This window comes from Chryseobacterium edaphi (assembly GCF_025628985.1).
GTDB lineage: Bacteria > Bacteroidota > Bacteroidia > Flavobacteriales > Weeksellaceae > Chryseobacterium > Chryseobacterium edaphi.
Genome location: NZ_JAOTEM010000002.1, coordinates 400,222 through 414,152 on the forward strand (window position 1 = coordinate 400,222; position 13,931 = coordinate 414,152).

At 33.0% G+C, this 13,931-nt stretch carries 12 protein-coding genes; 3 read left to right on the forward strand and 9 right to left on the reverse strand.

Going from position 1 to position 13,931, the window contains the following annotated elements; all coding sequences use genetic code 11:
- Nucleotides 1-9: 9 nt before the first annotated feature.
- The 7 genes from mnmG to NZ698_RS10075 all read right to left on the reverse strand — a co-directional run bounded on the left by mnmG (nt 10) and on the right by NZ698_RS10075 (nt 8,333).
- Entirely contained in the window at nt 10-1,872 is a 1,863-nt protein-coding gene (gene mnmG, locus NZ698_RS10045) for a tRNA uridine-5-carboxymethylaminomethyl(34) synthesis enzyme MnmG (RefSeq protein ID WP_263002977.1), read from the reverse strand.
- Nucleotides 1,873-2,049: 177 nt separating this feature from the next.
- Nucleotides 2,050-2,457, reverse strand: a complete 408-nt coding sequence (ybeY, locus tag NZ698_RS10050) for an rRNA maturation RNase YbeY (RefSeq protein WP_263002978.1) — start codon at nt 2,455-2,457, stop codon at nt 2,050-2,052.
- Between the two features lie 5 nt (nt 2,458-2,462).
- Nucleotides 2,463-4,619: a patatin-like phospholipase family protein gene (locus NZ698_RS10055; protein ID WP_263002979.1), complete on the reverse strand. Its 2,157-nt coding sequence runs from the start codon at nt 4,617-4,619 to the stop codon at nt 2,463-2,465.
- Between the two features lie 2 nt (nt 4,620-4,621).
- The gene (locus tag NZ698_RS10060; RefSeq protein ID WP_263002980.1) at nt 4,622-7,066 is read right to left on the reverse strand and encodes a bifunctional UDP-N-acetylmuramoyl-tripeptide:D-alanyl-D-alanine ligase/alanine racemase; all 2,445 of its coding nucleotides are present in this window, start codon (nt 7,064-7,066) and stop codon (nt 4,622-4,624) included.
- 3 nt (nt 7,067-7,069) lie between these two features.
- On the reverse strand, nt 7,070-7,372 hold the full coding sequence (locus NZ698_RS10065; protein ID WP_263002981.1) for a type II toxin-antitoxin system RelE/ParE family toxin: 303 nt from the start codon (nt 7,370-7,372) through the stop codon (nt 7,070-7,072).
- Entirely contained in the window at nt 7,350-7,688 is a 339-nt protein-coding gene (locus tag NZ698_RS10070; RefSeq protein ID WP_263002982.1) for a hypothetical protein, read from the reverse strand. The genes NZ698_RS10065 and NZ698_RS10070 overlap by 23 nt, the downstream gene beginning before the upstream one ends.
- 54 nt (nt 7,689-7,742) lie before the next feature.
- Nucleotides 7,743-8,333 carry a thymidine kinase gene (locus tag NZ698_RS10075; protein WP_263002983.1) on the reverse strand — a complete coding sequence of 197 codons (591 nt, stop codon included), beginning with the start codon at nt 8,331-8,333 and terminating at the stop codon, nt 7,743-7,745.
- Nucleotides 8,334-8,393: 60 nt separating this feature from the next.
- On the opposite strand from NZ698_RS10075, the gene NZ698_RS10080 reads away from it, so the two are divergent.
- From NZ698_RS10080 to fabG, 3 genes are all read left to right on the forward strand, one after another.
- A complete protein-coding gene (locus NZ698_RS10080) occupies nt 8,394-9,923 on the forward strand; it encodes a DUF8457 domain-containing protein (protein WP_263002984.1) in 1,530 nt (509 codons plus the stop codon).
- Between the two features lie 2 nt (nt 9,924-9,925).
- Complete coding sequence (rsmI, locus tag NZ698_RS10085) at nt 9,926-10,603, forward strand: 16S rRNA (cytidine(1402)-2'-O)-methyltransferase (RefSeq protein ID WP_263002985.1); 678 nt, start codon at nt 9,926-9,928, stop codon at nt 10,601-10,603.
- 97 nt (nt 10,604-10,700) lie between these two features.
- Nucleotides 10,701-11,444 (forward strand): 3-oxoacyl-[acyl-carrier-protein] reductase, encoded by a 744-nt coding sequence (gene fabG, locus NZ698_RS10090; protein ID WP_263002986.1) that lies wholly within the window; start codon nt 10,701-10,703, stop codon nt 11,442-11,444.
- A gap of 56 nt (nt 11,445-11,500) precedes the next feature.
- Here fabG and NZ698_RS10095 read toward each other — a convergent pair whose 3' ends face one another.
- Together NZ698_RS10095 and NZ698_RS10100 are read right to left on the reverse strand one after the other, a co-directional pair.
- Nucleotides 11,501-13,012: a tetratricopeptide repeat protein gene (locus NZ698_RS10095; RefSeq protein ID WP_263002987.1), complete on the reverse strand. Its 1,512-nt coding sequence runs from the start codon at nt 13,010-13,012 to the stop codon at nt 11,501-11,503.
- A gap of 375 nt (nt 13,013-13,387) precedes the next feature.
- Entirely contained in the window at nt 13,388-13,918 is a 531-nt protein-coding gene (locus NZ698_RS10100) for a phage tail-like protein (protein WP_263002988.1), read from the reverse strand.
- Nucleotides 13,919-13,931 lie beyond the last annotated feature (13 nt).

Consider the following 13,931-nt stretch of genomic DNA (forward strand, 5'->3'; position numbering starts at 1 on the left):
ATCATTAATTTAACGTCCTAAATAGACCATTAAAACGTTGATATCTGCTGGTGAAACGCCACTTATTCTTCCAGCCTGAGCCAATGTTTTTGGTCTTACTTTGTTCATTTTTTGCTTGGCTTCTGCAGAGAGACTTGATAATTTTATGTAGTCAAAATCTTCCGGAATCTTTACGTTTTCCAATCTGTTCAATTTAGATACGTTCTCTTTTTCTTTTTCGATGTATCCTTTATATTTAATATTAACTTCAGCTTGTTCACGTACTTCATCATTGTATTTTGAAGTAAATTCTCTAATTGACTCAATTTGATCTAATTTATCTAAAGTAATATTAGGTCTTGTAAGAAATTGTGATGCTCTATAAGCCTGATCTACAGGGTTACTTTCAATACCTTCTAAAATTGGATTAATTAAACTGGGTTTTAAAGAAGTTTCTCGAAGGAAAGACTCAAGTTCCTGACTTTTAGCTATTTTATCTTCTACTTTTTGTAAGCGATCGTCCTTTGCTAGACCTAGTTGATGCGCTTTTTCAGTTAGTCTGATATCTGCATTATCCTGTCTTAGAAGAAGTCTGTATTCAGCTCGTGAAGTAAACATTCTATAAGGTTCTTCAGTACCTTTTGTAATTAAATCGTCGATTAAAACACCGATATATGCTTCATCTCTGTTTAGAATGAATTCATCCTTCTCGCGTACTTTATTATGAGCATTTATACCCGCCATTAAGCCTTGTCCGGCTGCTTCTTCATAACCTGTAGTACCATTAATCTGGCCGGCAAAATATAAATTATCAACTAATTTCGTTTCTAAAGTATGCTTTAATTGAGTAGGAGGGAAGTAATCATATTCAATCGCATAGCCTGGACGGAACACTTTCACGTTTTCAAATCCGGGAATATGTTTCATTGCTTTTATCTGAACATCTTCCGGTAGAGAAGAACTGAATCCGTTTACATAGATTTCCACAGTTTTCCAACCTTCCGGTTCTACGAAAAGCTGATGTCTTGTACGCTCTGCAAAACGGTTGATCTTATCTTCAATACTTGGGCAATATCTTGGTCCCAAACTTTGAATTGTACCATTGAACATGGGACTTCTGTCAAAACCTTCACGTAAAATATCATGGACTGTTTCATTTGTATAAACGATATGACAGCTCAATTGTTTTGTCAATTTCGGAGTGTCAGTATAGCTGAATTTCTGAGGATTTTCATCTCCTTTTTGCTCATCCATTCTAGAGTAATCAAGACTTCTTCCGTCAACTCTTGGTGGAGTACCGGTCTTCATTCTTCCCGCTTCAAAACCTAAAGAAACTAACTGTTCTGTAATTCCGAAAGCTCTTGGTTCACCCATTCTACCACCGCCCAGTTGTTTGTCTCCAACATGGATCAAACCATTCAGGAATGTTCCGTTTGTAAGAACTACAGATTTTGATCTGATCTCAATTCCTAAAGAAGTTACAACACCTACAGCCTGATTATTTTCTATAATTAAACTCTTCACCATGTCCTGAAAGAAATCAAGATTTGGAGTGTTTTCTAACGCATAACGCCATTCTTCTGCAAACAGCATTCTGTCATTTTGCGTTCTAGGGGACCACATTGCAGGACCTTTTGAAAGGTTCAGCATTTTAAACTGGATAGCAGATTTATCGGCAATAATTCCGGAGTAACCTCCCATTGCGTCTATTTCTCTTACGATCTGTCCTTTTGCAATTCCACCCATTGCGGGGTTGCAGCTCATCTGTCCGATGGTCTGCATATTCATTGTAACCAATAAGGTTTTTGATCCTAAATTGGCAGCAGCAGCAGCAGCTTCACAACCAGCGTGACCTGCACCTACTACAATTACATCATATATTTCTGAAATCATTTTAATTGCTTATTTAAGCCTTAAATTTAAAAATTTATATAAATGTTTCACGTGAAACATTGTGCCGAAAACGGGCGTAAAACCGCTTCAAATTCGATGTTTTTAGCTTCTGTTAATTGCAATTTTTGACTTTTTTATTATAAGATAAAAAGTGATTGCGAATAACGAGGATAGCTTTTAATTATATTTTTCAATATAAAAATCTTCTTTGTTTCGCATTTCCTGTTCTTCTTCGTCAGATTTATCCTTATAACCACATAAATGAAGAATGCCATGAGCTAATACTCTTCTCAATTCTTCTTCGTAATTTCTGGATAGGGTAGAAGCGTTATCGGAAATGCGCTGCAAAGATACGAAAATCTCACCGCTTATTGTTTTGCCTTTTACAGAATCAAAAGTGATGATATCTGTATAATAATCATGCTGCAGATAATCCTGATTGATTTTCAATAAATATTCATCGTCGCAGAAAATATAATTGATTTCACCCAATTTTTTTCCCTCCGAAAGAATGATTTCTTCCAGCCAGCTTGTATAGTTGTTGTTTACCGTTTCCGGTAAATTTTCATAAAAGAACTGTATCATTTTTTTTAAAACCAGTGTCCTAAAATAACACTGAATATACCTTTTTGATTATTTTTAAGTGAATGGCTGAAGTTGAATTTAATCTGTCCAAATGGAGATTTGTAACCCGCCATAATTCCCAAAGAACTGTAATTAACTTTTACCGCATCTTCGAAACTAATATCGTCGGAAAGATTAGCAAAAGAAAAATTCCCGCTCAGAAAAAAGTTTTTATAAAATTTAAACTGAATATCATTTGAAATTAATGCTACATTATTGCTGTTTAATTGAGCAAAATAGAAACCGTTGAACGTTTTAAAATTTACAACATTCTGCTCGAATATTCCACCCAATCTGTATTGATAATATTGTGGAAGATTATCACCAATTGTAATTCCTCCATATAAATTTAAATGATAACTGAATTGTTTGGAAAGTGGAATATTTACTCTGATATCTGCTTTTACCTGAACGACTCTTTTTTCAACCTCAGATTTTAAGAGATCAATTACTTTTCCTTCAGCGTTTAAGTAAAAACCTCTGCGTGGAAAATCTCTGTCATTCTGTGTATCACTTTTCAGGAATACATAAGGATTAAGAAAGCGACTGGATCTCTCATTCGTACCGTTCATTTCCGCCTCAAAATAATCATGACTCAGTCCTGCTCCTAAAGCAAATTTATCTCTCCAGATAGATTGTATGTATGCTTCATTTCTGAGCCATTTCCAATTTTCAATATTAACATTATTATTTCCTTTAAGATCAAAACTCATTCCTGAAGAATAAATTCCAAAACCAGGAATATATCCGTTATCAATAAAATAATTCAGGTAATATCTAGGCTTATCACCAACAACAAAATCTAATGATAAATTGGAATTTTTAAAAAGTAATCTTTTCGCAGAATAATTCAGAAGCAATCCTGTTTTGAAAATCTCATCATAATGCAATCCGAATTTTAGAAAATGTCTTGCGTCATCCTCTGTCACATATAATTTCAGATAATTGATATTATTTTCTGTAACGATATCATAATTAATAAAGCTGTAGTTATTTGTCGCAACCAACTTATCAATGCCTCTGTTTACGCTTCCATACGTTTGCATCGAAGGAAGACGAAGTCCCATTTTCCCGAGAACGTAGTTTTTGCCGTAAATTCTGCCCCCAATCAAAGCGATACTGTCAATCTTATATACATTAGAATAAATAGGATTTACGGGCTGTCTGAGACGGTCAAAAGAACGTTTTGGAAGCTCATCCAAGATATCAGTATATTTTAAACCTTCAACAAACCCGCTATCAAGAATTTTCTTCTTATCATCGTAGCTTGTAGCAGTCATCCCTTTTAAATTAGGTTTTATATTGATGTCGGTAAATTTATACTGACGTTTTGTATCTTTTTGGATTCCAAAATCAATAACCTGATTCAAAATCGAAATAATATTATTTAAATCTTCTCTCTTCGAAAGATCCTGATTTAAATCTACACCAATTACAATATCAATTCCTTTATCTTTTAATGGTTTTGAAGGATAATTTACCGTCATAGCTCCATCAATGTAAATACTGTCTCCAATTTTCACGGGATCCATGAGAGAAGGGAAAGCCGAACTCGCCATAATTGACTGTACCAAATCTCCTTTTTCAAAGATCTGCATATTCCCACTTTCTAAATTGGTAGCAACACACATAAAAGGAATTGGCAATTTTGAAAAATCCTCTATTGTGGAGACATTTTTAAACAATTCTTTTAAAAGATAAACATTCTTCTGTCCAGAACTGATGGAGGAGGGAAGATTTATCTTTCCATTTTTTAGAGGAATAGATAAAAGATATTTGTCTACAGATTTATTAAAAAAAGTGCTTTCTGTACGGGATTTCGGATCTCGGATCAATGAATAAAAATCGGTATCAGTTACGATTTTTTCAATATCTTTTCCTGTGTATCCTGAAGCGTAAAGACCTCCGATTATAGCTCCCATACTTGTTCCGGAGATATAATCGATCTTAACTCCTAGAGAATCCAGTACTTTTAAAACTCCTACATGGGCGAAACCTTTTGCACCACCTCCTGCAAGAGAAAGCCCGATTTTGGGATTTTTAGGTATGACCAATCCCTCTTTTACCTGCGAATGGATAAAAATCAACTGAAATGCGAATAAAAGAAAGAGGAGTTTTTTCATAATTAATCTTTTACATAAATCCGTTTCACACGAGGAGATATGGAAGTTAAAACTTCATAAGTGATGGTTTTACAGTATCCTGCAAATTCTTTGAGACTTGGTTTGGCGTTAAAAATAGTTACTTTATCGCCTTCTTTTACATTATGAACTTCATCTACATTGATCATCATCATATCCATACAGATGTTTCCGATAATCGGGGCTAAAGTTTTATTGATTCCTACATTTCCGATCTGATTCCCGATCAATCTTGGAATTCCATCTGCATAACCGACGGGAATTGTAGCAATTTTAGTCAAATGATTGGTCTTAAATTTTCTGCTATAGCCTACCGATTCTCCATTTTCTACCATAGAAATTTGTGAGATTACCGTTTTAAAACTTACACTTGATTGTAGTTGTTTCTGAATTTCGGGATTTGGAGATTCTCCAAGCATTCCGATTCCGATTCTCACCATATCGTATTGATATTCAGTATAATTTGTAATTCCTGATGAGTTTAAAATATGTCTTAAAGGTTTGTAGCCAATATTTTCAATTAAATAATTGGAATTTTTATCAAAAGTCTTCAATTGTTTTAAGGTAAATTCTCTTTCTTCAGGAACATCAGAAGATGATAAATGGCTGAAAATACTCTGAACTTTTAGGTTTTTATGCTGCAAGCTCTGAATTAACTGATCCAATTCATGTTCCTTAAAACCAAGACGATGCATTCCTGTCTCAAGTTTAAGATGGATTGGATATTCTTTATCATATCCGGATTTTTGAACCGTTTCATAAAACAATTCTAAAACCCTGAAACTGTAAATTTCCGGCTCAAGATTGTATTGAATGATTGCATCATAACTGTGCTGTTCTGGATTCATCACAACAATTGGTGTGGTAATTCCCGTTTTTCGAAGTTCTACACCTTCATCAGCAAAAGCAACTCCTAAATAATCAATATGATGATGTTGCAGGAACTCTGAAATCTCATAACTTCCTAATCCGTAAGCGTTTGCTTTTACCATCGCCATCATTTTGGTTGTTGGCTTTAGTAAAGACTTATGATAATTGATGTTATGTAAAATTGCATTAAGATTGATTTCAAGAACAGTATCGTGTTTTCTTAATTCAAGAAGATCTTTAAGTTTTTCAATCTCAAATTTTCTTGCACCTTTCAGAAGAATAATTTGATTTTCAATTTCTGTAAGATGTTTACTGTCAATTAATTCCTGAGTATTAATAAAAGTAAAAGTATTAGATTTAAAAAGTGTCCTGAATTGAGAGATTTCTTCACCAATTAAGAAAACAGAATCAAATTTCTGCTCATTCACCAATTCTGAAACTTCTTCATACAATTCCTCAGAATTTGCATTTACACCGATAATATCCGTTAAAACCAATGATTTTCTCGACTTTTTATATTCATTTAAAAATTGCAAAGCTGTTTTGAGAGAATCAAGATCGAGATTAAACGAATCATTAATGATAATATTGTTTTTAATTCCTTCAATAGCTTCGAGACGCATTTCAACAGCTTTCAGAGCGTTGATTTTTTCAATGATCTTCTCATTACTGATGTTGAGCTCTTTTAAAACCGTAATCAAGGCTAAAGCATTCGTTAAAGTTGCTTCGTCCCGTTGATGAACCGGAAAACATATTTCTTCACCAAAATATTTGACAACGATATTTTCATCTTTGATATTGGTTTTAATAAAGACATCATTCTTTTCTTGAAATCCGTATGTAATTAATTTTTTGCTTGAGTAGATTTCTTTTATTTTATTATCAACCAGTTCATTATCCGCATTATAAATGACAACCTCAGAATATTTGAAAAGTTTGATTTTCTCATCAATTAAATTTTCTTCAGACTCAAAATTTGCTGCATGAGCAGTTCCTATATGAGTTAATAAACCGATTTGAGGATGAAAAATATTTTCCAGAACCTGCATTTCATTCGGCATAGAAATCCCAACTTCAAATATCCCTAATTGGTGATTTTGGTTAATTTGAAGTAAAGAAAGAGGAAGACCAATCTGAGAATTAAAACTTTTCGGACTTTTTACGGTCGGCGATTCATTCCACAAACATTGATACAGCCATTCTTTAAGAATAGTTTTACCATTGCTTCCAGTAATTCCAATTGATTTTAAATGTGAATGTTCAAAATGATATTTTGCTAATTTCTGAAGAAAATCTACAGAGTTTTTTACAATAATCCACGTAACATTTTCAAATTGTGGATATTGATGTTTGGAAATAATGACTTTTATTCCTCTGTCAACAGCAGATTCTATAAACTTCTCTCCCGAATTTTTTTTGGTATTGATGGCAATAAAAGCAGTATTCTTTGTTGCATAGATTATCCTGCTGTCAAAAGCTATATTTTTGATAATTAATTCTTTATCTCCAACAATATTTGAATTGGTGATTTCTGCAATTTGATTTATAGTGTAGTTCATAAACTACTTATCTGTAATTAAATTATAATTAGAGTCAGGATTTCGGAAATTGTTAATCATGTTTAAAAGATTTATTTGATTGTGTGAAATCTCATAAATAATAGAATTATGTTTAGTAATCAAGACTTTATGAAAATTAGTATCTTCATATTTTTGATGTACCAAATAGCCGTTTTCAAGCAGTGAAACTTTTCTTTCTAGAATTTCATAAAAATTTTCTAAAACTTCGAAGCCCCAATTATCAATAAGAAAGTCTTCCAAAATTTCCAAATCTAGTTTGGCTCTATTTGTCCAAAAAATATTCATTTTTCTTTTTTGCAATTCTTTCTTTTGCTTCACTCATCACTTGATTGTGTTCATGAATTCTACCGTTTTTAACGTCTTCTAATCCTTCCTGAATAGCTTTTAAAATATCTTCTTTTGAGTTTGTTTCTGGCTCAATCACCTCTGCAATCTTTAGCAATTCTTCCGGTAAAAATTTCTTTTCTTTCATTTTTCGGAAAAAAGTAGGTTCAGAAATTCCTGTTTTTTCAATGATATATTTAATCTTAAAAGGAGAATTTTTCAAAATTTCATCTATAGAATTGCTGATTTTTATATAGTTTTTTATTTCTAATATCATTTTTTGATAGTTTTTACTATTAAAATTTAAACAAAATTAAAAATAAATTTGATATTAAACCTTCTTTTTGCTTAAAACTTCATCAATAAAAACACGACGGCTTACTGCTTCGTAACTTTCTGTTTCGCCCAATTCCACAAGATTATTTCCCTGAGAGATCCTCATTGAATAATTGGCAAGATTTCCTGTTCTTTTGCAGATTGCGTGTACTTTCGTCACATATTCTGCAGTTGCCATCAAATTGGGCATCGGTCCGAAAGGTCGTCCAAGAAAATCCATATCCAAACCTGCAATTACTACTCTTATTCCATTGTTTGCCAATTGATTAGCTACATCAACGATACTCTCGTCGAAGAACTGTGCTTCATCAATTCCTACCACATCACAGTTTGATCCCAGAAGAATAATTTCGTCAGGATTTTGAACTGCGGTGCTTCGGATTTTATTTTTATTGTGAGAAACGACGTCTTCATCAGAATATCTTGTATCTGTTTTGGGTTTGAAAATTTCTACATTTTGCCCCGCCATTTCTGCTCTTCTCAGTCTTCTGATCAACTCTTCGGTTTTTCCGGAAAACATTGAGCCACAAATAACTTCCATCCAACCGCTTTGTTTGGAATGATTAATTGTATTTTCTAAAAACATTTGTTATTTTAGCCGTAATATTTTAAGACCAAAAGTAAGCAATTTTAATAAGATTCTTCTATGCAGAACATCCAAGATTTACAGGAAAAGATTTTTTTTGAATCCAAGAATATCATCGGTATTCTGGATAAAATAAACGATGTTGACGAACTACTTTCTAAGCAGGATCTTATTGATCAATTAGCCGAAAGAATTTCTTTTTTGAAACTGTTGAAATCAAAAGTGGAGTATTACCGTAAAGATGATTTACAGGTTTCACAACCTTTTTCAAATAATTCTTTAAACGAATTTATCTCTGAATCTCAGGATTTTTCTCATGAGATTATGGAAGAAGAAGCCATTTTTAATAATGAACTAAACGAAATCGGTGAATCGGAAACTCATCTTCCAAACAATATGATGGAAGAAGAGGCAATCTTTAATAATCAGCTTAATGAAATTGAGGAAAATGAATTCCATGAAAATCTAATTAATCTTGCCGAAGAAGAACAAAATAATGAAAACGGTGAAGATTTAGTAGAAGAAAATACACCTCAGGAAAACTTAATTACAGGAATTACTGAGGAAGAATCAGTTTTTAATGATCAATTGGATGAAGTTGAAGGACAAGTTTCTGAAAAAACTGATGACGTTTTAAGCTTTGTTGATGAAGAAAGAATTTTGGAAAATTCGGTTCCTGAAGAAGAGGACGATATGGATGAAGAGATTTTTGATCAGCAGGTAACGGAAGAAGAAGCTATTTTCAACAATCAGTTAAATGAAATTGACGAGTTTGAAAATGAGATTTCTGAGGAAAGTGCTTCGAACGAATTTGATGAAGAAGAGCAAATTCAGGATAATTTTGAATCTGAAAAAGTAAACGAAGGTTCTATGGAGAAAATTGAGAGTATGTTTGATTTAGAAAAATCTCATAACGAGATTTTGATTGAAGATACTGAAGATGAATCTGTTTCTGATGATTTTAAATACGATGAAGATGAAATCATTACAGAAAACTCTAATGTAGAAAGTATTCTGACAGAAATTAAAAAAGATTCTGAACCAGAAACTGAAGTTAACAAAAATTCGACAATTACTGAAGATTCTGACCGAAGAAAGATTGTTGATATTGACAGACCTTCATCAGAAATCGAAAAAGAAAAACCTGCATCCGACGAAAGCTTTGAAAATCTGGAAGCTTATCAACAGGAGAAAAAAATAAGATTGGCGAATATTAAAGGTTTAAAAACGATTCAGACATTGTTTGATGATGATCCTCTAGCGAGAGAAATTCCTCAGGAAAAACCTGCCCCGGTTGTAAAAGAAGATACAGGAAGTATCTTGAAAACCAATATTCCGACAGAATATATGGAAGCTGAAAAGCAAAAACCTGAATTCAGATTAGATCTGAACGACAGAATGGCTTTCACAAAACTACTATTCGGAGGAAGTCAGACAGACCTTAACCAAGCCGTTGCTGAGCTCAACAGATGCAGAAATCTGGAAGAAGCAAAAGAATATCTGAGCGAGCTATACTACGACAGAAAATGGAATAAAGTTGACGAATATGCACAGAGACTTTGGATATTGGTAGAAAATAAATTCTTATAATTTTGAGTGGAATCCTATATTTTGTTCCTACACCCGTCGGGAACTTAGAAGACATGACTTTCAGAGCGATAAAAGTGCTGAAAGAGGTCGATTATATTTTGTGTGAAGACACAAGAACTTCAGGAGTGCTTTTAAAGCATTATGAAATTTCAAAACCTTTAAAATCGTATCATTTACATAACGAACATACTGCAACAGAAAAAGTGATTTCTGATTTACAAAGCGGACAAAATATCGCAATTATTACGGATGCAGGAACTCCGGGAATTTCAGATCCGGGTTATTTATTGGCAAAAGCCGGTTCTGATAATAATATTGAAATGATCTGTCTTCCGGGAGCAACAGCTTTAATTCCGGCATTGGTCGTTTCAGGGTTACCAAATAACGAGTTTTTATTTGCAGGATTTCTTCCACCGAAAAAAGGAAGACAAACGAAGCTGAAACAGCTTGCTGAGGAGAAAAAAACAATTGTTTTTTATGAAAGTCCGCATAAGATCAATACGACCTTAGAACAGATCAAAGAATTCTTTGGTGAAGAAACAAAAGCAAGTCTAAGTCGTGAAATTTCAAAAAAATTCGAAGAAACTAAAAGAGGAACAATCAATGAATTAATTGAATTCTCTAAAAGCAAAACTTTAAAAGGCGAGATTGTGCTGATTGTAAATAATTCAGGCAAGTAATCGTTGATTGGAATATTAAGAAGAAAATTATTTTAAGATAAATAATATCTTTGCACATTCAAACTAAACTATTTTAGATAAAATAATTATCATCTATATGAAACTATTAGAAGGAAAAGTAGCACTCATTACCGGAGCTACAAGAGGAATCGGAAGAGGAATTGCCGAAATATTTGCTCAACAGGGAGCAAAAGTGGCTTTTACTTATGCAGGTTCTGTTGAAAAAGCGAAAGAATTGGAAACTGCTTTAAGTTCTGTAACTCAGATCAAAGGTTATCAATCTGATGCGTCAGATTACGATGCAGCTCAAAAATTGGTAGAAGAGGTATTGGCAGAGTTTGGCAAAATCGATATTTTGGTCAATAACGCCGGAATTACAAAAGATAATCTATTGATGAGAATGTCAAAAGACGATTGGGATACTATTATCAAGGTTAATTTAGATTCCGTATTCAACCTTACTAAAGCGGTTATTAAGCCGATGATGAAGGCGAAATCAGGTTCTATCATCAATATGACTTCAGTTGTTGGAGTGAAAGGTAACGCAGGACAGGCAAACTATGCAGCTTCAAAGGCCGGAGTTATTGGATTCACAAAATCAGTAGCACTTGAATTAGGATCAAGAAACATCCGTTGCAACGCGATTGCACCAGGATTTATTGAAACTGAAATGACTGCTGCTTTAGACGAAAAAACCGTTCAGAACTGGAGAGACGGAATTCCTTTGAAGAGAGGAGGACAGCCGGAAGACGTGGCAAATGCATGTGTTTTCTTCGGTAGCGAAATGTCTTCTTACATTTCCGGGCAGGTTCTTAACGTTGACGGAGGAATGCTTACGTAAGATCAAATTAAATCAAAATATAATCCCTTTCATTTTTATAATGTAAGGGATTTTTATTATTCGGAATCAATATAATTTCTCAACCAGATCTGGAGATCTTTTTCAGGCGAAATCTCAAGCTTTTTTCTGAGATTATAACGATTGTTTTCTATGGTTTTTACAGCTTTAAATGTGTATTCTGCAATTTCTTTGGTATTAAATCCTAAATAAATATAAGCCGCAAATGTAAGTTCAGAAACTTTGAATTTTGGATTAATGTTTAGCATTTTTAAAGTAAAGTGAGGATAAACTTCCTGAAATCTTGTAAAAAAGTCTGAGTTGTTTTCCTTTGCAAGTTTTCGTACATCCTCAAATGCTTCATTGACCTGAAGTTTTAAGATCACTTTTTCTTTTTCCTGTACAGCTTTTTCAGTTTGCAACTGTTTGGTAATTTCTAATGCTTTTTGGTTTTTAGATTTAGACTTTTTCAAAAGATAAATAATGAAAGCAGTAATTAAAATCAATAATGAGGCGATAAGAAGCGTTAATTTCTGACTTTCTCTTACTTCCTTATCATGTTGTGCTTTCTCCTCTTTCATGACTTCATTCAGTACAAAATCACGCTCTTTTTTCTTGCGACCGTCTAACTCCGTATGTAATTTTAAATACAGATCCTGATATTTCTTTGCTTCCGAAGCATTGCCTTGCGAAATGTAAAGCTCAGAGATTTTTTTAAACAGCTCTCCCTGAATATCGGGAAAGTTATTCTCCTCAAAACTATTCAGCGCAAAATTGTAATATTCATGAGCTTTTTGATAGTCTTTTTCGTGGGTGTAAAGATTTCCCAAACCGATCAGCGATTCAATTTTACAGGGATGTTTTTTGTCATTAAAAAATTCTAATGACCTGTTGTAATAATATTGTGCAGAATCTATTTTATTTTCATTAAGGTGATAATTCCCAAAACCTAGACAGGAGCAGCCTTTTTCAACATAAGCATCTTTAAATTTAATTTTTTTTAGGATTGATTTCTCTTTCTTAAGATAATAATACATCGAATCCGGCATATTGATATTCTGAAAAAGATAACTCATATTAGAATACGTAGCACTCTCTGTCAAGGAATCTGTGGTGTTTTTCGGAGATTTACTTTGCAGAATATCGATCGTTTCTCTGTAGTTTTTTGAGGACAATGTATAAAGCTCAAGCAACAGATAATTTCCTCCCAATAAAGCCGAAATTCTTGCAGACTGGGTTTTATCGCCGGCTAAATATTTTGTGTATTGCTGGGCTTTCTTTACATTTTGTACACTTTCCCGGAATTTTGCATTGTCATAAAAATAGGAAGCAAGATAGTAATACCCGTAAGAAAGGCCTTTGTCATATTTTGAATGTTCAGATAAGCTGATTATTTTTTTTGCCGAAGACAGCACCTCGTCAGTCTTTCCATCCATATACAATCGGTTGGTATGACGGATAAGCTGGTCGATACTATATTCCTGAGAATTAGAATTTTGTGCTGATAATGAAATATTCCCCAACAAAAAAAGAAACAAAAAAAATCTACAAATGGAGTTTTTGTCATCCATTTTTACAAAAGTTTTCTGCCCAAGTTTGATTAGGCTCCAGAAAAAGAAATTAATAAAATGTATTTTAGAGGACTTTATCAAATCCATTGTAAAGGAAAAAGGAGGTTAAAAATATTCATTTACATTTATTATCAATTGAGTGCTGTTTGATAATCTTTCGTTGATCTCATCTATTTTTATATCAATTTGTGTTGGCTTTTGTGTTTTGATTCTTTTATTATCGACTAAATTTAGTTTAAATTTTATAAAATCCCTCATTTTTCTGCAAACTTAAAAAATCATAAATATGGGATATTGAGTTTATTATAAAATTTAGATTTAATTAAAAATATTCTGGTAATTTATTTTTTAATTAAATTGTTTGTAATGAATAGGTTACTTCCAATAATTCCATGTTGAGCCGTCATACACAGCAAGACTTTTACTTGTGGTATCATAGCACATCATTCCGGGATAGGGATTTATCACATTCAAATGTGGATTGGCAATTTGGGGAAGAGTTACTGCTTTATTTGTACTTTCCAAAACTAAAATACCTTTTGCATTGCTCGTGTTTGAGCCAATAATTGTTCCCTGCAACGAAGAAATCTCTGATGAAGAGTTTGTAATAATTTGTGAAGAACTTCCTGCATTACTCAGATCTTTCCAAGTACCATTTTCGTACATTTTTACTTTGTTTTCCGATTTATCAAAAACAAAAGTTCCATGATTATTTGACGGAATAGAAGCCAAAGCATCATTTACGTTGTTGACTGCAGGCAAAATAATTCCTTTTGTGTTGCCGGAAACATTGTTGAAATCTAATAGAGTACTGTTTCCAAAAACAGAATCTTTACCTAATGCTATTTGGCCGCTGGTAAGATTGACCAGTAGGATAAGGATCGATATTGCGAATGTTTTCTTCATTTTTTAGTTTAAA